Raw genomic sequence first — 19,330 nt, 5'->3', positions numbered from 1 at the left:
GGGTCAGGAGTCGAGGCCCCGCAGGTCGGCCATGCCCGCCGTGAGGGTCGCGCCGTCCGCCGGGTCGATGAGGATGAACGCGCCGGTGCGACGGGAGGTCGCGTAGTCGTCGAGGGCGAGGGGCTCCGCCGTGCGGAGCGTGATGCGGCCCAGGTCGTTCGCGCTGAGGGTGTCCGCGTCGCCGAGGTGCTTGACGATCGCCTTGACCGTGCGGGTCGTGTGCTTGAGCAGGACCCGGTCGCCGACGCGGAGCGGGTGGTCGGCCAGGTGGCACACGGCCGCGTGCACGTCCTGGGTGAGCGCGGGCGCGTCCGCACCGGCGGTGATCATGTCGCCGCGCGACACGTCACGCTGGTCGGCCAGGCGGACCCCGATCGACTGCGGTGCGTACGCCGCCCGGACGGCGGTGCCGAGCACGTCGATGGCGGTGATCTCGGAGGTCTCGCCGGAGGGGTGCACGGTCACCCGGTCGCCGACCCGCAGCGAGCCGGACACCAACTGGCCCGCGTAGTGGCGGACCTCACCGTCGCGGATCACGTACTGGACCGGGAAACGGGCGGGCGCGTCGGCCGGGTCCCCGGCCACGGGCACGTTCTCCAGGAACTCCAGCAGCGCCGGGCCCTGGTACCAGTCCATGTGCGCCGAGCGGTCCACGACGTTGTCGCCGACGAGCGCCGAGACCGGGATCGGCGTGAAGGAGGGGAGGCCCAGCTCGGCCGCGTGGCCGGCGAAGTCCTCGACGATGCGGTCGAACTCGGCCTGCCGGTAGCCGACGAGGTCCATCTTGTTGACCGCGAGGACCACGTGCGGGACGCGCAGGAGGGCGGCCACGGCGGCGTGGCGGCGGGTCTGCTCGACGACGCCGTTGCGGGCGTCGACCAGGACGACCGTCAGCTCGGCGGTGGAGGCGCCGGTGACCATGTTGCGGGTGTACTGCACGTGGCCGGGTGTGTCGGCGAGGATGAACCGGCGCCGGGGCGTGGCGAAGTAGCGGTACGCCACGTCGATCGTGATGCCCTGCTCGCGCTCGGCGCGCAGGCCGTCGGTGAGGAGGGCCAGGTCGGGCGCGTCCTTGCCGCGGTTGCGGGAGGCGTGCTCCACGGCCTCCAGCTGGTCGGTGAGCACCGACTTGGAGTCGTGCAGCAGCCGGCCGACGAGCGTGGACTTGCCGTCGTCGACCGAACCGGCGGTCGCGAAACGGAGGGTGTCGATGGTCGTGCTCATGCTTAGAAGTACCCCTCGCGCTTGCGGTCTTCCATCGCGGCCTCGGAGAGCTTGTCGTCGGCGCGTGTGGCGCCGCGCTCGGTGAGCCGGGACGCGGCGATCTCGGTGATGACCTGCTCGAGGGTCACGGCGTCGGAGTCGACGGCGCCCGTGCAGGACATGTCACCGACCGTGCGGTAGCGCACCTGCCGCTTCTCGACGGTCTCGCCGTCCTTGGGGCCGCCCCACTCACCGGCGGTCAGCCACATCCCGCCCCGCTGGAACACCTCGCGCTCGTGGGCGAAGTAGATCTGGGGCAGTTCGATGCCTTCGCGGGCGATGTACTGCCACACGTCCAGCTCGGTCCAGTTGGACAGCGGGAAGACGCGGACGTGTTCGCCGGGGGCGTGCCGGCCGTTGTACAGGTTCCACAGTTCGGGCCGCTGGCGGCGGGGGTCCCACTGGGAGAACTCGTCGCGCAGCGAGAACACCCGTTCCTTGGCGCGGGCCTTCTCCTCGTCGCGGCGTCCGCCGCCGAAGACCGCGTCGAACTTCTCGCTCTGGATCTTCTCGGTGAGGGGGAGGGTCTGGAGGGGGTTGCGGGTGCCGTCGGGGCGCTCGCGCAGCACTCCGCGGTCGATGTAGTCCTGCACGGACGCGACGTGCAGGCGCAGTCCGTGGCGTTGCACCGTGCGGTCGCGGTACTCGAGGACCTCGGGGAAGTTGTGTCCGGTGTCCACGTGCAGCAGCGAGAAGGGCACGGCCGCGGGGGCGAACGCCTTCAGCGCCAGGTGCAGCATGACGATGGAGTCCTTGCCGCCGGAGAACAGGATCACCGGTCGCTCGAACTCGCCCGCCACCTCGCGGAAGATGTGCACCGCCTCGGACTCGAGCGCGTCCAGGTGGGACAGCGTGAAGTCGCTCATACCAGCCCCCGCTCCGCCAGCACCGCGTACACCGCGTCCGCCGACTCCCGCGGGCTCTGCTCCTGCGTGCGCAGCACGAGCGCCGGGTCGGACGGAGGTTCGTACGGGTCGTCGACGCCGGTCAGACCGGTCAGCTCGCCCGAGGCCTGCTTGGCGTAGAGCCCCTTCACGTCCCGCTCGCTGCACACCTCGACCGGGGTGGCGACATGCACCTCGATGTACGGCGTCGCGCTCGCGTCGTGCCGCTTGCGCACCGCCTCGCGGCTGTCGGCGTAGGGCGCGATGACGGGGACGACGGACAGGACGCCGTTGCGCGCGAGCACCTCGGAGACGAGTCCGATGCGCTGCACGTTGGTGTTGCGGTCCTCGCGCGAGAAGCCGAGGCCGGCCGAGAGGAAACGGCGGATCTCGTCGCCGTCGAGGACCTCCACGCGGTGTCCCTCGGCCTTCAGCCGGTCGCCGAGCAGCCGGGCGATGGTCGTCTTGCCCGCGCTCGGGAGCCCCGTCAGCCAGACTGTGGCCCCTTGAGCCCTTGGCGTGGTGGTCATGCGCAACCGTCCTCTTTCCTACCCGGCGTACAACCCGGTGAACAGTAGGTAAGAAGTCTGAGAGGACCGATTAAGGAACCTGAGGTTTACCTGAGTGACTCATGGTGCGCAAGGGAGCACAGGGACTTGTCATGGGGTGTTCACGCCCGCGAAGACCGCCCCGGCGTCCCTGAGTCGCGCGTGCAGCCCTCGGAACACCGCCACCGAGCGCTCGCCCGGCCAGACCGCGGGGAGCAGCCGGATGGGCAGACCGGGGTCGGTGTAGGGCAGATGACGCCAGGAGTCCAGGGCGAGGAGGTAGTCGCGGTAGGCCGCCTCGGGCGGGGTGTCCGCCCGCCGCTCCCAGTCGTGCAGCACGCGCGCGTGCCGGTCGAGGAACTCCTCGTGCTCCTTGGCGATCGCCGCCAGGTCCCACCAGCGGGAGACCGTCTCGACGGTCGGCGCGAAGCCGAGGTGCTCGCCGCGGAAGAAGTCGACGTACGGATCGAGGCGCAGCCGCTGAAGCGTGTGCCGGGCCTCCTCGTACAGGCGGGCCGGGGCGATCCACACGCCGGGTGCGGCGGTGCCGAAGCCGAGGCCGGCCAGGCGGGAGCGCAGGACGTGCCGCTTCTGCCGCTCCGACTCCGGGACGGAGAACACCGCCAGCACCCAGCCCTCGTCCTCCGGCGGCGCGGTGGCGTAGATCCGGCGGTCGCCGTCGTCCAGCAGCTGGCGCGCCTCCGGCGACAGTTCGTACCCGGCCGCGCCCTGGTCCGTGCGCGCCGGCAGCAGCAGACCGCGCCGTTTCAGCCGGGACACCGACGAGCGCACGGAGGGCGCGTCGACGCCGACCGCGGCCAGCAGTCTGATCAGCTCGGCGACGGGCACCGGGCCGGGCATGAAGCGGCCGTACGCGCCGTAGAGGGTGACGATGAGGGACCGGGGGGCGTGCTGCTCGGACACGTTGATCATCTTAGGTCGTCGCTCTCGCTACGGGTCACCACCAATGGGTGCATCACCGCTGGTCACCCTCGCTGCGCAGCCTGAACCGCTGCAGTTTGCCGGTCGCCGTGCGCGGCAGCGCGTCCAGGAAGACGAACTCGCGCGGGCACTTGTACGGCGCCAGCTCCTCCCTGACGAAGGCGCGCAGTGCCTCCGCGTCCGCCCGCGCGCCCTCCCGCAGGACGGCGTACGCCACCACGACCTGCCCCCGCGCCTCGTCGGGCTGCCCGACCACCGCCGCCTCGACGACGTCCGGGTGGCGCAGCAGCGCGTCCTCGACCTCCGGGCCCGCGATGTTGTACCCGGCCGAGATGATCATGTCGTCGGCGCGGGCGACATAGCGGAAGTAGCCGTCGGGGTCCCGGACGTAGGTGTCGCCGGTGACGTTCCAGCCGTCCCGCACGTACTCCCGCTGCCGTGGGTCGGCGAGGTACCGGCAGCCGACCGGACCACGCACCGCCAGCAGCCCGGGTTCCCCGTCGGGTACGGGTTCGCCGTTCTCGTCCTGCACGCGCGCGTGCCATCCCGGCACGGGCACCCCCGTCGTACCGGGCCTGATGTGCTCGTCCGCCGCGGAGATGAAGATGTGCAGCAGCTCGGTCGCGCCGATGCCGTTGATGACCCGCAGCCCGGTCCGCTCGTGCCAGGCCCGCCAGGTGGCCGCGGGCAGGTTCTCGCCCGCGGAGACACAGCGGCGCAGCGACGACATGTCGTGCCCGTCCAGCTCGGCGAGCATCGCGCGGTAAGCGGTCGGCGCGGTGAAGAGCACGGAGACACGGTGCTCGGCGATCGCGGGCAGCAGCTGCCGGGGGGCGGCCTGTTCGAGCAACAGGGCGCTGGCGCCGGCCCGCATCGGGAAGACGACCAGCCCGCCGAGCCCGAAGGTGAAGCCGAGCGGGGGACTGCCGACGAAGACGTCGTCCGCGTGCGGCTTGAGGACCTGCTTCGAGAAGGTGTCCGCTATCGCCAGGACATCCCGGTGGAAGTGCATGCACCCCTTTGGACGGCCGGTCGTCCCGGAGGTGAAGGCGATCAGCGCGACGTCGTCGGCCGCGGTGTCCACGGCCACGTACGGCGTGCCGGGCGCCGGACGGTTCAGGAGGTCGTCGGGGGCGTCACCGCCGTACGTCGTGATCCGCAGCCCGGCCACCTCCGCCTTGGCCAGGTCGTCGACGGCTCGGACGTCGCACAGCGCGTGCCCCACCCGCGCGATCTCACACATCGTGCGCAGCTCGTGCGGGCGCTGCTGGGCCAGCACGGTGACGGCGACCGCGCCCGCCTTCAGCACCGCCAGCCAGCAGGCGGCCAGCCACGGCGTGGTGGGACCGCGCAGCAGCACACGGTTGCCCGGGACGACGCCGAGGTCACCGGTCAGCAGGTGGGCGAGGCGGTCCACACGGGCGCGCAGGTCGCCGTAGGTCCAGGTCCCGGCGGACGGGGTGCGGAACACCGGCCGGCCGGGATCGGCGTGGTCCAGAAGCTCGGCCGCGCAGTTCAGCCGTTCGGGGTAGCGCAGCTCCGGCAGGTCGAAGCGGAGCTCGGGCCACTGGTCGGGCGGCGGGAGGTGGTCACGCGCGAAGGTGTCGACGTGGGCGGAGCGGATCGGACCGTCCATTGGCGGTTCGCCCCCTTGCCGTCGTGGGCGTCGTGGTGGGCTCGCACCACGAGCGTATCGTGTTGGTGACGGCAGTCAACGGTGCGCGATACCGTCGGGGTGGGGCCGTGGCGGACGGCTCCGCAGGGAGGTCGCCGATGCCCGCATTCTCACTCGAACCGGAACAGATCGCCCGGTGTGCCGAGCTGCGCACCCTGGCCGCCGAACGGCTGCGCCCGATCGCCGACAAGGGCGAGCCGGGCCGCGTCAACCGGCCCCTGGTCGCGGAGCTGGGCCGGCTGGGCCTGCTGTCCCGGCTGTTCACGTCCGGCGCGCTCGACCTCTGTCTGCTGCGGGAGTCCCTGGCGTACGCCTGCACCGAGGCCGAGACAGCCCTCGCCCTCCAGGGCCTGGGCGCCCATCCGGTTCACGCCCACGGCACCCCGGCCCAGCGGGAACGCTGGCTGCCCCGGGTGGCCGACGGCACCGCTGTGGCCGCGTTCGCGCTGAGCGAGCCGGGGGCCGGGTCGGACGCGGCGGCGCTGGCCCTACGGGCCGAACCGGACGGGGTGGCGCCGGCGCCAGGGGTCGAACCGGACGGGGTGGCGCGGGCGCTACGGGTCGAACCGGAAGGGTCGCGCACGGGTGACGCCCCCTCCGGTCACGCGCGGCACGCACCCGTCGGCTCCGAGGCGCCCCCCGGCCCCGCACGGCACGCGTCCCTCGCCGCCGAGCCCGACGGCCCGTCCGGTGCGCGCTGGCGCCTCACCGGCGAGAAGTGCTGGATCTCCAACGCCCCCGAGGCCGACTTCTACACCGTCTTCGCGCGCACCACCCCGGGCGCCGGCGCCCGGGGTGTGACCGCGTTCCTTGTCCCCGCCGACCGCCCCGGCCTCACCGGCACGGGCCTCGACATGCTCTCCCCGCATCCCATCGGCGCCCTCGACTTCGACGCCGTACCCGTCACCGCCGACGACGTGCTGGGCGGGACCGACCGGGGCTTCCGGGTCGCCATGGGCACCCTCAACCTCTTCCGGCCCAGCGTCGGTGCCTTCGCGGTCGGCATGGCCCAGGCGGCCTTGGATGCGGCCCTGACGCACACGGCCCAACGCGACGCGTTCGGCGGTAAGTTGAGGGACCTTCAGGCCGTCGCCCACCAGGTGGCCGAGATGGCCCTGCGCACGGAGGCGGCCCGCCTGATGGTGTACGCGGCGGCGACGGCGTACGACGAAGGCGCCCCGGACATCCCCCAGCGTGCCGCCATGGCGAAGCTGCTCGCCACCGAGACCGCCCAGTACGTCGTCGACGCGGCCGTCCAACTGCACGGCGCGCGGGCGCTGGAGCGCGGCCACCTGCTGGAGCACCTCTACCGCGAGGTGCGCGCACCGCGCGTCTACGAGGGTGCGAGCGAGGTTCAACGGGGCATCATCGCCAAGGAGTTGTATGCCAAGCTGGAGGTGTCGTGACCGCCGAGCGCGTCAACCCGCCCGAGCTGTCCCCGCCGACCGGCTTCTCCCACGCGGTCGTCGCCGACGGGTCGCGCCTTGTGTTCCTGGCCGGCCAGACCGCGCTGGACGCCGATGGCAAGGTCGTCGGCGCGACGTTGCCGGAGCAGTTCGAGCGGGCGCTCACGAACCTGCTGACCGCGCTGACCGCGGCCGGGGGCACGGCCGCCGACCTGGCCCGGGTCACCGTGTACGCCACGGACGTCGCCGACTACCGCGCCCGCGCCCCCGAACTCGGCCGTATCTGGCGGCGGTTGGCGGGACGCGACTACCCGGCGATGGCGGTGGTCGGGATCGTGCGCCTGTGGGACGAGCAGGCGCTGGTCGAAATGGACGGGTTCGCGGTCCTGGGTCCGTGACCGACGGGTTCGCGGATCCTTGGAGGACCGTGCTTCGGAGTGACCGTACTCAGGCGGCGATCGCCGGCCGTTCGGCGGGCGCCCGGTGCGGGGCGACGACCCGGCCGTCGGGCCGCAGCTCACCGGTGTCGTCGAAGGCGATCGTGCCGTCGCACATCAGGCTCCAGCCCTGCTCGGGGTGGGCGGCGACGACGTGCGCGGCGACGACGTGCGCGGCGGGGGCGTCGGCCGAAGGACACGAAGGCTGGTGGACACACATGGCGCACCTCCACATCGGGGGGACCGCCCGTACGGCCGGTCCCGTGTGACCCGTATGAAGAGACCATGCTCCCGTCGTGAGGTCACCGGAACGGCCTACCGCGAAGCGTGACAACACCCGGACAACCCGGCGACCGTTCCCCGACGGTCGATGCGGACTCGCCACCGAAGGAGTGACGATCACGGCCGCGGGGACGGTTGCCGGGTACCAGTGGAGATCCCCCACACAACAGGAGGTCTTCCCATGCCGTTCCGCCCCGCCCTCGCCGGCGTCGCCACCGCCGCGGCCGCGCTGTTCCTGCTGGCCGCCCCCGCCGCGCCCGCCACCGCAGACCCCTCCGAGTCCGTGACGGTCGACCCCAAGGGCCGTGTCGAGGCCGACGGCACCGTCACCCTCTCCGGCACCTACCGCTGCTCCGGCAACACGGGCTCCGTCTTCGTCAGCTCCTCCGTGAGCCAGGACTCCCCGGACATCCGCCACGGCATCGGCGGCACCCGGGCGGTGTGCGACGGCGTCAAGCACCGCTGGGAGAACACCGGCCGCACCTCCCAGGACACCCTGAAGCCCGGCGCGGCCCGGGTCGAGGCCGTGGTGATGGAACTCCGTCCCGAAGGCATCCTGCTCCTGCCCGTCGTCCACGCGGACAAGGAGCGGGACATCACGCTGACGAAGGATTGACGTTCTCTCGGAACAGCGACAGTCCGCAGGCGGGCCACCGGAAAGTCCCGGAGAAGCCCCACGGATGCCGCCGTACCCGTCCCTGACCCGCTTCATCGCGGGTCGGGCGTGGTACGGCGGCATCCGCCGTTCAGATGTCCCGGAAGATCTCGATCTGCGCCCCGATGGAGTTCAACCGCTCCGCCAGATCCTCGTACCCGCGGTTGATGACGTACACGTTCCGCAGCACGGACGTGCCCTCGGCGGCCATCATCGCCAGGAGTACGACCACGGCGGGGCGCAGGGCCGGGGGGCACATCATCTCGGCGGCGCGCCAGCGGGTCGGGCCCTCGACCAGGACCCGGTGGGGGTCCAGGAGTTGGAGGCGGCCGCCGAGGCGGTTGAGGTCCGTCAGGTAGATCGCGCGGTTGTCGTAGACCCAGTCGTGGATGAGGGTCTTGCCCTGTGCGGAGGCCGCGATGGCCGCGAAGAACGGGACGTTGTCGATGTTCAGGCCCGGGAACGGCATCGGGTGGATCTTGTCGATCGGCGCCTCCAGCTTGGAGGGCCGGACGGTGAGGTCCACCAGTCGCGTACGGCCGTTGTCGGCGAAGTACTCGGGCGTACGGTCGTGGTCGAGGCCCATCTCCTCCAGGACCGCCAGCTCGATCTCCAGGAACTCGATCGGCACCCGGCGCACCGTTAGCTCCGACTCGGTGACCACGGCGGCGGCCACCAGGCTCATCGCCTCGACCGGGTCCTCGGAGGGGGAGTAGTCGACGTCGACATCGATGTCCGGCACGCCGTGCACGGTGAGCGTGGTGGTGCCGATGCCCTCGACCTTGACGCCCAGCGCCTCCAGGAAGAAGCACAGGTCCTGGACCATGTAGTTGGAGGAGGCGTTGCGGATGACCGTGACGCCGTCGTGCCTGGAGGCCGCGAGCAGCGCGTTCTCGGTCACCGTGTCGCCGCGTTCGGTCAGGACGATGGGCCTGGCCGGGCGGACCGAGCGGTCCACCGTGGCGTGGTACTGCCCCTCGGTCGCGGCGATGTCCAGGCCGAACCGGCGCAGCGCGATCATGTGCGGCTCGATGGTCCGTGTGCCGAGGTCGCAGCCGCCGGCGTACGGCAGCTTGAAGCCGTCCATGCGGTGCAGCAGCGGACCGAAGAACATGATGATCGAGCGCGTCCGGACGGCCGCCTCGGCGTCGATCGCCGCCATGTCCAGCTCGGCCGGCGGCACGATCTCCAGGTCGACGCCGTCGTTGATCCACCGGGTGCGCACGCCGATCGAGCCGAGCACCTCCAGCAGGCGGTAGACCTCCTCGATGCGGGCGACCCGGCGCAGTACCGTGCGTCCCTTGTTGAGCAGCGTCGCGCACAGCAGCGCCACGCACGCGTTCTTGCTCGTCTTGACGTCGATGGCGCCGGAAAGCCGACGGCCGCCGACCACCCGCAGATGCATCGGGCCCGCGTAGCCCAGAGAGACGATTTCGCTCTCCAGCGCTTCACCGATTCGGGCGATCATCTCAAGGCTGATGTTCTGGTTGCCGCGCTCGATGCGATTGACGGCGCTCTGGCTGGTACCGAGCGCCTCGGCGAGCTGTGCCTGTGTCCAGCCCCGGTGTTGCCGGGCGTCACGGATGAGCTTGCCGATACGTACGAGGTAGTCGTCTGCCATGAGGTTGAGGCTATCTCAGATATGAGATGGCGCCTTCTGGGGGGTCCATTCGGGTGAAAGGCCGTCAATGTCGCCTGGTGGTACGGGTACGGCGCCATCCGAAAGGTCCGGGCAAATCCACCGATGTCGTATGACGTCCGGTGCTGCTGTGGGTGTGGCGCGGGCCGTTCTTCCCGCCGGTCGTGATCGACCACGAGTGCCGGTTGATGTTCAGGCGCACTCCGGGCAGGATCCGGAAACTCTTGCGGAAGGTGAGGGGCATCGGGGCCTCCGTTCGGGGGCGCGGAAAACGTCCGTCTGCTTGCGCGTACCCCGACTTGACGTACTTGTGCCTACCCGTCTCGGCGTACTGGTGGGCGGGCCTGTCCCGGAGTCAGCCGTGGCGCCGCAGCAGCCGGTTCGCCGTCTCCGCCGGCGCCTCGTCCCCGGTGTGCACCGTCCGCGTCGCCATGAGCCGTACCGCCGGGTCGTCGAGCCACTGCGCGAGGAAGTCGTGCCCGTCGACGATCCAGTCCCGCCCCTTGTCCCGCGCGCACCGCTGTCTCAGGATCCTGAGGGACACCTCCCGGTCGGGGGAGGGCAGGACGTAGAGCACCTCGCGGCAGCGGCGCAGGGCGGCTCGGACCACCGTGAGGTGTTCGGTGCCGGTGTAACTCGTGTGGCCCGCGCCCAGTGCGACGACGGCGTCCGGGTGGTCGGCGACGACCCGCGCCACCGCATGCGCCCGGGCCGGCTCCCACTCGGCCTCGGTCGCGAGCCGGCCCACCACGCCCATGTGTTCCCGCAGTCGGGCGAGGTTCCAGCCCACCTCCGCGTAGTACGCGTCGGCGACGGCGTCCAGATCGACGAACGGCATGCCCGTCGCGGCCGCGACCTCCCGGCCGAGAGTGGTCTTCCCCGCCCCGGCCGGTCCGATCAGTACCAGGGGGCCGGCTCCGGTCACGGCTTCTCGTAGACGGACACGTGCGCGCGGCTGTCCGCCGTGAACGGGCTCCGTCGCCAGTCCGCGTGCCGCTCGCGCAGCCGCATTCCGGCCAGGCGCGCCATCAGGTCCAGCTCGCTCGGCCAGCAGTAGCGCAGGCGCAGCGGGCGCAGGGTGGTCCCGCCCGCGTCGAACGTCACGCGCTGATAGGTGACCGCCTGCTCCACCGGGTCGTGCCGCAGGAACTCCATCTTCACCGAGTCCTCCGACAGTGTGCGCGTGGCCACCCGCTGATGCCGGTCGAACTCGGTCAGATCCTGTACGAAGGCCTCGATGACGAACAGACCCCCTGGTTCCAGTACTTCGGCGACATTTCGGAAGCAGTCGATCTGGCGTTCCTGGCTCGGCAGGTTGAAGAGCGTGTTGAACACCAGGTAGGCCAGCCGGAACGGGCCGTCGACCGCCACGTCGGCCATGTCGCCGATCGTCACCGGGATGTCCGTACCGCCGGGCTTCGCGCGCAGCCGCTCGACCATGGCGGGCGAGCCGTCGATGCCCTCGACGCGGCACCCGTGCGTGGTCAGGGGAAGTGCCACCCGGCCGGTCCCGATCGCGAGCTCCAGGACGCGTGTGCCGGCCGGGGCGAGGCCGGCCAGGAAGTCGACGGTCGTGGCGGGGTCGTAGAAGTCGTTCTCGTCGTATTCATGGGCGTAACGGTCGAAGAACGCGGGGTCGTTCAGTCCGGTCACGGCGGAGCAGTCAACCACCGCGGTGTGGGCCATGCCACTGAATATCGGCACGGCGCAGCCGGGCCGGGCATGACCATCCAGCCCCCATGTACTAGAGTTATCTCGACATCGAGATATCTGCCGAGGTGCACCGCGGCCGCCACCCCCTAGTAAGGGTTACCTAACTTAGCCTTACCTTAACGGATCGGCCAAGTCGGCGTGGCGGCAGGATCGACGGTGGTACGCGCACATCAATGAAGGAGACTGTCGTGTCGGCGAACAGCTTCGACGCCCGCAGCACGCTGCAGGTGGGCGACGAGTCGTACGAGATCTTCCGGCTGGACAAGGTGGAAGGCTCGGCTCGCCTTCCGTACAGCCTGAAGGTGCTGCTGGAGAACCTGCTCCGCACCGAGGACGGCGCGAACATCACCGCCGACCACATCCGCGCCCTCGGCGGCTGGGACTCGCAGGCCCAGCCGTCGCAGGAGATCCAGTTCACGCCGGCCCGCGTGATCATGCAGGACTTCACCGGTGTGCCCTGTGTCGTGGACCTCGCCACCATGCGTGAGGCCGTCGCGGCGCTCGGCGGCGACCCGGCGAAGATCAACCCGCTCTCCCCGGCCGAGATGGTCATCGACCACTCCGTCATCGCCGACAAGTTCGGCACCAACGACGCCTTCAAGCAGAACGTCGAGCTGGAGTACGGCCGCAACCGCGAGCGCTACCAGTTCCTGCGCTGGGGTCAGACCGCGTTCGACGACTTCAAGGTCGTCCCGCCGGGCACCGGCATCGTCCACCAGGTGAACATCGAGCACCTGGCGCGCACCGTCATGGTCCGAGGCGGGCAGGCCTACCCCGACACCCTGGTCGGCACCGACTCGCACACCACCATGGTCAACGGCCTCGGCGTCCTCGGCTGGGGCGTCGGCGGCATCGAGGCCGAGGCCGCGATGCTCGGCCAGCCGGTCTCCATGCTCATCCCGCGCGTCGTCGGCTTCAAGCTCACCGGTGAGCTGACCCCGGGCACGACCGCCACCGACCTCGTGCTGACCATCACCGAGATGCTCCGCAAGCACGGCGTCGTCGGCAAGTTCGTCGAGTTCTACGGCGAGGGTGTCGCGGCCACGAGCCTCGCCAACCGCGCCACCATCGGCAACATGTCGCCGGAGTTCGGCTCCACCGCCGCGATCTTCCCGATCGACGACGAGACCCTGAACTACCTCAAGCTCACCGGCCGCTCCGAGCAGCAGGTCGCGCTCGTCGAGGCGTACGCCAAGGAGCAGGGCCTCTGGCTGGACCCGAAGGCCGAGCCGGACTTCTCCGAGAAGCTCGAGCTGGACCTGTCGACGGTCGTCCCCTCGATCGCCGGCCCGAAGCGTCCGCAGGACCGCATCGTCCTCGCCAACGCGGCCGAGCAGTTCAAGCAGGACGTCCGCAACTACGTGGACAGCGTGGACGAGGCGGGCCAGGAGTCCTTCCCGGCCTCCGACGCCCCGGCCGTCCACCCCGACGGCGCCGCGTCCAACCCGGTCCAGGTCACCGCCCCCGACGGCACGACCTACACCCTCGACCACGGTGCGGTGACGGTCGCGGCCATCACCTCCTGCACCAACACCTCCAACCCGTACGTCATGGTCGCCGCCGCGCTCGTCGCGAAGAAGGCCGTGGAGAAGGGCCTGACCCGCAAGCCGTGGGTCAAGACCACCCTCGCCCCGGGCTCCAAGGTCGTCACCGACTACTTCGACAAGGCGGGGCTCACCCCCTACCTCGACAAGGTCGGCTTCAACCTCGTCGGCTACGGCTGCACCACCTGCATCGGCAACTCCGGCCCGCTGCCGGAGGAGGTCTCCAAGGCCGTCAACGACCACGACCTCGCGGTCACCTCGGTCCTCTCCGGCAACCGGAACTTCGAGGGCCGTATCAACCCCGACGTCAAGATGAACTACCTGGCGTCCCCGCCGCTGGTCGTGGCGTACGCCCTCGCGGGCTCCATGAAGGTGGACATCACCAAGGACGCCCTGGGCATCGACCAGGACGGCAACCCGGTCTACCTGAAGGACATCTGGCCCTCCGAGGCCGAGGTCAACGACGTCGTGGCGAACGCCATCGGCGAGGACATGTTCAGCAAGTCCTACCAGGACGTCTTCGCCGGCGACGCCCAGTGGCAGTCGCTGCCGATCCCGACCGGCAACACCTTCGAGTGGGACCCGCAGTCCACCTACGTCCGCAAGCCCCCGTACTTCGAGGGCATGACGATGGAGACCACCCCGGTCTCGGACATCACGGGCGCCCGCGTGCTCGCCAAGCTGGGCGACTCGGTCACCACCGACCACATCTCCCCGGCCGGTGCGATCAAGGCCGACACCCCGGCCGGCAAGTACCTCACCGAGCACGGTGTGGAGCGTCGTGACTTCAACTCCTACGGCTCGCGCCGCGGCAACCACGAGGTCATGATCCGCGGTACGTTCGCCAACATCCGCCTGCGCAACCAGATCGCGCCGGGCACCGAGGGCGGCTACACCCGCGACTTCACCCAGGACGGCGGTCCGGTGTCGTTCATCTACGACGCCTCCCGCAACTACATCGAGCAGGGCACCCCGCTGGCCATCCTGGCCGGCAAGGAGTACGGCTCCGGCTCGTCCCGCGACTGGGCCGCCAAGGGCACCGCGCTGCTCGGCGTCAAGGCCGTCATCGCCGAGTCGTACGAGCGCATCCACCGCTCGAACCTCATCGGCATGGGCGTGCTCCCGCTGCAGTTCCCGGAGGGCGCGAGCGCCGAGTCCCTCGGCCTGACCGGCGAGGAGACCTTCTCCTTCACCGGCGTCGAGGAGCTCAACAACGGCACCACGCCGCGCACGGTCAAGGTCACCACCGACACCGGTGTCGAGTTCGACGCGGTCGTCCGCATCGACACCCCCGGTGAGGCGGACTACTACCGCAACGGCGGCATCATGCAGTACGTGCTGCGCAACCTGATCGGTAAGTAAGCCCCGGTAGAACCCGGTAGAACCCGGTAGAACCCGGTAAGACGGTGAAGGGCCGCATCCCCCGGTACGGGGATGCGGCCCTTCACCGTCTCCGACCGTTTTTCCAGGTCATCGCCGATCCTCAGGGTGAACACAGGGTTCCCCCAGTGGACTGCGACACGATCGGTACATGACTGGCACCTCTGGGCCTCGAAGCGGCCGCGTCCGTGTGCTGATCGTCGATGACGAGCCCGATCTCACCGCGGCGGCGCGCGGCTGCGCCCCGCACGCCGTCGTCCTCGACGGGCTCGGGGCCGGCGCCGACGACTACGTCACCGAGCCGCTCTCCCTGGAGGAGGTCGTACTGCGGCTGCGCGGCCTGCCGCGCCGGCCCGGCTGCGAGGAGACCCGCGTCGAGGACTCCGTACGCGTCCTCGGCGACCTCGTCCTGACCGGCGAGACCCGCGAGGTGCACCGCGCCGGTGACCGGATCCGGCTCACCGCCAAGGAGTTCGACCTGCTCAATCTGCTGATGGACCATCCGCGCCAGGTGCTCAGCAAGCCACAGATCCTCGACCACGTGCGGCACAGCACCTTCCACACCGGCGGAAACCTCGTCGAGGTCCACATCTCCGGCCTGCGCAGGAAGACCGACCGGGGCCGGGCGCCGCTGATCGACACCGTGGGCGGCATGGGCTACGCCATCAGGCCGGTGGAGGACGGAAGATGAACCGTACGACTCTCCAGCGCGCCCGGCGCGGTGGAACGCCCGCCGGGCCGCGGGGACGCTCGCTCCGTATCCGCCTGCTCGTCCTCATCGGCGCCACCCTCGTCGCCGTGTGCGCCGCGATGGCGCTCACCACCGTCTTCGCCCAACGCTCCTGTCTGCTGGGCGACCTGGACGACCGCGTCGCGGGCGCCGCCGAACACGGCCTGGGCGGGGCCTCGCTCCACCCGGACCTCGACCGGGATCTGACGTTCCTCGACGAGGGCGGGCACCCCGCCGGGATGCTCGCCGCCCGCCTCGACGAGGACGGCACGATTCTCGCCGCCGCGCTCGTCGGCGAGGACGCCCCGCCGCGGAACCTCGACCACGCCCAGACCGCCGCACTGACGGGCATCGCGACCGACGGCTCGCCACACACCCGCAACGTCCCCGGCCTCGGCACCTACCGGGTCACCGCACTGGAGGCGGGCGGGGTACGCGTCCTCGCCGGACTGCCGATGGACGAGGTCCAGGACATGATCAGCCGCCTGGTGATGGTGGAGGGGGTCGTCGCCGCGGCCGGCCTCACCGTCGCGGGCTGCGTCTGCGCCGTGGTCATACGACGGCAACTGCGCCCCCTCGGCCGGGTCGCCGCCACCGCCGTCGAGGTCTCCCGCGCACCGCTGTGCCCGGGCGAGGTCACCGCCCTCACGCGGGTGCCTGAACGGGACACCGACCCCGGCAGCGAGGCCGGCCAGGTCGGGGCCGCCCTCAACCGCTTGATCGACCACGTGGAGTCCTCGCTCGCCGAGCGTCGGCGCAGCGAGGAGCGGGTACGCCACAGCGAGGAACGCATGCGTCGCTTCCTCGCCGACGCCAGCCACGAACTGCGCACTCCGCTCGCCTCCATCGCCGGATACGCGGAACTCATGAACCGCGGCACCGACCGGATCGAGCCGCTCCTGGCCTGGCGCCGGGTCCTTGCCGAGTCGGCCCGGATGACGGGCCTGGTCGAGGACCTGCTGCTGCTCGCCCGGCTCGACGAGGGCCGGCCGCTGCAGTCCGCCGAGGTGGACGTCGCGTCACTGGTCGCCGAGGCGGTGTGGGACGCGCGAGCGGCGGGCGACGGCCACGACTGGCAGCTGGAACTCGCCCTCGACACGCCGGTGCTGGTCGTCGGCGACGAGGGCCGCCTCCACCAGGTCGTGGCCAACCTCCTGGCCAACGCCCGGGTGCACACACCCGAGGGCACGAGGGTCGTCGCCACCGTGGAGGCCCACGGCGCCACCTGCGCGATCCGCGTCCGCGACGACGGCCCCGGCATCCCGCCCGACCTGCTCCCGTCGGTCTTCGAACGCTTCACCCGGGGCGACGCCTCCCGCACCCGGGCCGCCGGCACGGCGGGCGGCTCCGGCCTCGGCCTGGCCGTCGCCGCGGCGATCACGTCCGCGCACGGGGGCCGCGTCGACGCGCGCAGCGAGCCGGGGTGCACGGAGTTCACGATCGAGTTGCCGACAGTGGAGGACGTCGCGGTGCCGGGCGGCTCCCGCCAGGTTCTCCACCGTTGATCCCCTCTTCCGCGGACGGCTCCACGGTGAAGGGCCAGTACGGGCGCCGAAGCCCTGGCAGTCCGTCACAGGCGTTTACAACGGCGTCATCCGGCGCTACCTTCCGCATCAGTGGGGTGGGAGCGCTCCCATACCGGTGGACCGGAACCCGCCCGGAAGTGCCCCCACCCCCGTCATTCACGTGCGCACGTTCCTCACGACCGCCGAGCGAAGGGACGTAAATCTGTCATGAATATGACAAGGTCGATCGCGAGATCGACCGCGACTCCCCAGCGGGTACGGCGATTACCGCACCTCACCTCCCGCCGCGCCCTGTTCCTCGTCCTCCTGGCCCTGCTCACGACGGTCCCGGCCCTCGGTCTGATCGTCACGGCCGGCGGCCGGGCGGAAGCCCACGGGACCCCGATGAAACCCGGTAGCCGCACTTTCCTGTGCTGGCAGGACGGGCTCACCGACACCGGAGAGATCAAGCCGGTCAACCCGGCCTGCAAGGCCGCCCAGCAGGTCAGCGGCACCACCCCGTTCTACAACTGGTTCTCGGTGCTGCGCTCGGACGGCGCGGGCCGCACCCGCGGCTTCGTGCCCGACGGTGAGCTGTGCAGCGGCGGCAACACCAACTTCACCGGCTTCAACCAGCCGCGCGACGACTGGCCGCTCACCCATCTCACCTCGGGTGCGACCGTCGACTTCTCGTACAACGCCTGGGCCGCGCACCCGGGTTGGTTCCACGTCTACGTCACCAGGGACGGCTTCGACCCGACCAAGACGCTCACCTGGGACGACATGGAGGACCAGCCCTTCCTCACCGTCGACCACCCGCCGCTCAACGGCACCCCGGGCACGGTCGAGGCCAACTACTCCTGGACGGGCCAACTGCCCGCCGGCAAGTCGGGGCGCCACATCATCTACATGGTCTGGCAGCGCTCGGACAGCGCGGAGACCTTCTACTCCTGCTCCGACGTCGTCTTCGACGGCGGCAACGGCGAGGTGACGGGCATCCACGACCCGGGCAACCCGACCGACCCCGTGCCGGGCGCCTGCACCGCCACCCGCACGACCACCAACAGCTGGAACGGCGGCTACCAGTCGGAGGTGACCGTCACCAACTCCGGCGACGTCCCGATGCTGGGCTGGATGGTCGACTGGACGCTGCCGAGCGGCCAGTCGGTGGCCAGTCTGTGGAGCGGCAACGCGACATACAGCGGACAGGACGTGATGGTCCACAACGCCGACTGGAACGGCTCACTGAGTCCGGGCCAGAGTACGACCTTCGGTTACGTCGTCTCCGGCTCCGGCGGTGACAGCGCGACCGATCTACCCTGTCGGGTCGGCTGAACCGCCGCTCTGGGCGGACCCGGTGGGCGGTGAGCCGATGCCCACCGGGTCCGCGAGCCGGTCGGTCCCACGGGGGGAGTTGGGCGTGACCGGATGGAACGTGGCTTCGGTGACCCCGCGATGCGACAACGTTGTCGAGTTGTCCGTACATGACTCTACCGCCTCAACGGACAACGATGTCAAGCGACTTGGTGCGACCCCTGGTCCGGAGGGATCACACCAAGTCGCCGGGGAACGCGGGGCCCGCACGTCTTCACGCCGACGGTGGAGTGTCCTCCAGTACCTCCCGCAGCCACAGCAGTTGGCGGCGCACATGCACCGCGTCGCCGCCTTCGTGACCGTTGAACGGATAGGCGTGGATCTCCTTGCGGGGGTCCGCGCCGGTCAGGTCCGCGTAGCGGTTGAAGGCGGCGTACGCGCCGCTCGGCGGGCACACCGTGTCCCGCAGACCGACGCCGAAGTGGGCCGGGGCGTGAGCGCGCCGGGCGAAGGAGATGCCCTCCAGGTAGGCGAGGGTGCGGTAGGCGGCCTGCTCGCTGCCGCGGTGGACGGAGAGGTAGGCGGTGATCTCGCCGTAGGGGCTCGCGTCCGTGAGGTCCAGGGCGCGGCGGATGCCGCACAGCAGCGGAGCCGTGACCAGGGCCGCCGCGAGGTCGGGGACGAGTCCCGCGACGGCCAGGGCGAGCCCGCCGCCCTGACTGTTGCCGACGGCCGCGGTCCGCGTGGCGTCCACGCCGGGCAGTGCGCGCACCGCGGCCACCGCGCGCACCGCGTCCGTGATCAGCCGGCGGTAGTGGTGGTCCCGGGGGTCGAGCAGGCCGCGTGCCGCCGGGCCCGGGCCGCCCGGCGCGGTGGCGTGCGGATCCGGGGTGGCGCCGCCGTTGCCGTACTGGTCGCCCTGGCCGCGATTGTCCATCAGCAGATGCGCATACCCGGCGTTCACCCAGGTCAGCCGCTCGTGCGGAAGGCCGCGGCCGCGCCCGTAGCCGGCGTACTCGACGACGGCCGGGAGCGGCTCGCGCACCCCGGCCGGCCGGCTGAACCAGGCGCGTACCGGGTCCCCGGCGAAGCCCCGGAACGTCACGTCCCAGCTCTCCGTCAGCCGCAGCCCGGTCTCGACCGGCAGCACCGACACCAGCGGGTCCGTCTGTGCTGCCTCCTTGAGGGTGTCGCGCCAGAACGCGTCGAAGTCGGGCGGCTCTTCGGGCAGCGGCCGGTGGGCTTCCAGTTCCCCCGGCGGCAGGTCGAACGCGGGCACGGCGGCACCTCGCAGGAGTCGATCGTTGCGGTCGTGTTCCAGAAATTTCCGGGAGACCGTAGCAGCCAACTGCGCTGTTCTACCCCGCTCGTAAGCGACTGCAACGCCACATGAACGTCTCGGCTTCCCCCGTG

Annotated in this window: 18 protein-coding genes; 7 read left to right on the top strand and 11 right to left on the bottom strand. The window is 71.0% G+C overall.

The genetic code is table 11. The annotated features are described in order from the left end of the window. Window positions 1-3: 3 nt before the first annotated feature. From ACFY16_RS14950 to ACFY16_RS14930, 5 genes are all read right to left on the bottom strand, one after another. Entirely contained in the window at window positions 4-1,224 is a 1,221-nt protein-coding gene (locus tag ACFY16_RS14950; RefSeq protein WP_390647524.1) for a sulfate adenylyltransferase subunit 1, read from the bottom strand. Window positions 1,225-1,226: 2 nt separating this feature from the next. Continuing rightward, window positions 1,227-2,129, bottom strand: a complete 903-nt coding sequence (gene cysD, locus ACFY16_RS14945) for a sulfate adenylyltransferase subunit CysD (RefSeq protein ID WP_390647523.1) — start codon at window positions 2,127-2,129, stop codon at window positions 1,227-1,229. Next, window positions 2,126-2,677 (bottom strand): adenylyl-sulfate kinase, encoded by a 552-nt coding sequence (cysC, locus tag ACFY16_RS14940; RefSeq protein ID WP_390647522.1) that lies wholly within the window; start codon window positions 2,675-2,677, stop codon window positions 2,126-2,128. Before cysC ends, cysD begins: the two co-directional genes overlap by 4 nt. Before the next feature lie 129 nt (window positions 2,678-2,806). After that, window positions 2,807-3,628: a PaaX family transcriptional regulator C-terminal domain-containing protein gene (locus ACFY16_RS14935; RefSeq protein WP_390647521.1), complete on the bottom strand. Its 822-nt coding sequence runs from the start codon at window positions 3,626-3,628 to the stop codon at window positions 2,807-2,809. Window positions 3,629-3,671: 43 nt separating this feature from the next. Then, the gene (locus ACFY16_RS14930; RefSeq protein ID WP_390647734.1) at window positions 3,672-5,348 is read right to left on the bottom strand and encodes an AMP-binding protein; all 1,677 of its coding nucleotides are present in this window, start codon (window positions 5,346-5,348) and stop codon (window positions 3,672-3,674) included. A gap of 62 nt (window positions 5,349-5,410) precedes the next feature. On the opposite strand from ACFY16_RS14930, the gene ACFY16_RS14925 reads away from it, so the two are divergent. Together ACFY16_RS14925 and ACFY16_RS14920 are read left to right on the top strand one after the other, a co-directional pair. Then, a complete protein-coding gene (locus ACFY16_RS14925) occupies window positions 5,411-6,718 on the top strand; it encodes an acyl-CoA dehydrogenase family protein (protein WP_390647520.1) in 1,308 nt (435 codons plus the stop codon). Further along, the gene (locus ACFY16_RS14920; protein WP_390647519.1) at window positions 6,715-7,116 is read left to right on the top strand and encodes a RidA family protein; all 402 of its coding nucleotides are present in this window, start codon (window positions 6,715-6,717) and stop codon (window positions 7,114-7,116) included. Before ACFY16_RS14925 ends, ACFY16_RS14920 begins: the two co-directional genes overlap by 4 nt. A 49-nt stretch (window positions 7,117-7,165) precedes the next feature. On the opposite strand, the gene ACFY16_RS14915 is transcribed toward ACFY16_RS14920, so the two are convergent. After that, window positions 7,166-7,375, bottom strand: coding sequence for a DUF5999 family protein (locus ACFY16_RS14915; RefSeq protein ID WP_390647518.1), 210 nt, complete (start codon window positions 7,373-7,375; stop codon window positions 7,166-7,168). A 243-nt stretch (window positions 7,376-7,618) separates the two neighbouring features. Between ACFY16_RS14915 and ACFY16_RS14910 the strand changes: the two genes are divergently transcribed. Next, window positions 7,619-8,053: a DUF6299 family protein gene (locus tag ACFY16_RS14910; RefSeq protein WP_390647517.1), complete on the top strand. Its 435-nt coding sequence runs from the start codon at window positions 7,619-7,621 to the stop codon at window positions 8,051-8,053. Between the two features lie 130 nt (window positions 8,054-8,183). Here the strand turns inward: ACFY16_RS14910 and ACFY16_RS14905 are convergent, their stop codons facing one another. From ACFY16_RS14905 to ACFY16_RS14890, 4 genes are all read right to left on the bottom strand, one after another. Continuing rightward, window positions 8,184-9,713 carry a helix-turn-helix domain-containing protein gene (locus tag ACFY16_RS14905; protein WP_390647516.1) on the bottom strand — a complete coding sequence of 510 codons (1,530 nt, stop codon included), beginning with the start codon at window positions 9,711-9,713 and terminating at the stop codon, window positions 8,184-8,186. Between the two features lie 64 nt (window positions 9,714-9,777). Continuing rightward, entirely contained in the window at window positions 9,778-9,975 is a 198-nt protein-coding gene (locus tag ACFY16_RS14900) for a DUF4236 domain-containing protein (protein ID WP_390647515.1), read from the bottom strand. 111 nt (window positions 9,976-10,086) lie between these two features. Next, a complete protein-coding gene (locus ACFY16_RS14895; protein WP_390647514.1) occupies window positions 10,087-10,656 on the bottom strand; it encodes a shikimate kinase in 570 nt (189 codons plus the stop codon). Then, window positions 10,653-11,417: a class I SAM-dependent DNA methyltransferase gene (locus ACFY16_RS14890; RefSeq protein WP_390647513.1), complete on the bottom strand. Its 765-nt coding sequence runs from the start codon at window positions 11,415-11,417 to the stop codon at window positions 10,653-10,655. The genes ACFY16_RS14895 and ACFY16_RS14890 overlap by 4 nt, the downstream gene beginning before the upstream one ends. Window positions 11,418-11,632: 215 nt before the next feature. Between ACFY16_RS14890 and acnA the strand changes: the two genes are divergently transcribed. The 4 genes from acnA to ACFY16_RS14870 all read left to right on the top strand — a co-directional run bounded on the left by acnA (window position 11,633) and on the right by ACFY16_RS14870 (window position 17,938). Further along, complete coding sequence (gene acnA, locus ACFY16_RS14885) at window positions 11,633-14,350, top strand: aconitate hydratase AcnA (protein ID WP_390647512.1); 2,718 nt, start codon at window positions 11,633-11,635, stop codon at window positions 14,348-14,350. A 169-nt stretch (window positions 14,351-14,519) separates the two neighbouring features. After that, window positions 14,520-15,059, top strand: coding sequence for a response regulator transcription factor (locus ACFY16_RS14880; protein ID WP_390647511.1), 540 nt, complete (start codon window positions 14,520-14,522; stop codon window positions 15,057-15,059). Further along, entirely contained in the window at window positions 15,056-16,603 is a 1,548-nt protein-coding gene (locus ACFY16_RS14875) for a sensor histidine kinase (protein WP_390647510.1), read from the top strand. Before ACFY16_RS14880 ends, ACFY16_RS14875 begins: the two co-directional genes overlap by 4 nt. 234 nt (window positions 16,604-16,837) lie before the next feature. Beyond that, complete coding sequence (locus ACFY16_RS14870; protein ID WP_390647733.1) at window positions 16,838-17,938, top strand: lytic polysaccharide monooxygenase; 1,101 nt, start codon at window positions 16,838-16,840, stop codon at window positions 17,936-17,938. Window positions 17,939-18,191: 253 nt separating this feature from the next. On the opposite strand, the gene ACFY16_RS14865 is transcribed toward ACFY16_RS14870, so the two are convergent. Then, on the bottom strand, window positions 18,192-19,196 hold the full coding sequence (locus ACFY16_RS14865) for an acetylxylan esterase (protein ID WP_390647509.1): 1,005 nt from the start codon (window positions 19,194-19,196) through the stop codon (window positions 18,192-18,194). Window positions 19,197-19,330 lie beyond the last annotated feature (134 nt).

The organism is Streptomyces sp. NPDC001315, from assembly GCF_042896175.1.
In the GTDB taxonomy this organism is placed as follows: Bacteria; Actinomycetota; Actinomycetes; order Streptomycetales; family Streptomycetaceae; genus Streptomyces.
This window is presented reverse-complemented; position numbering and strand designations above follow the sequence as displayed.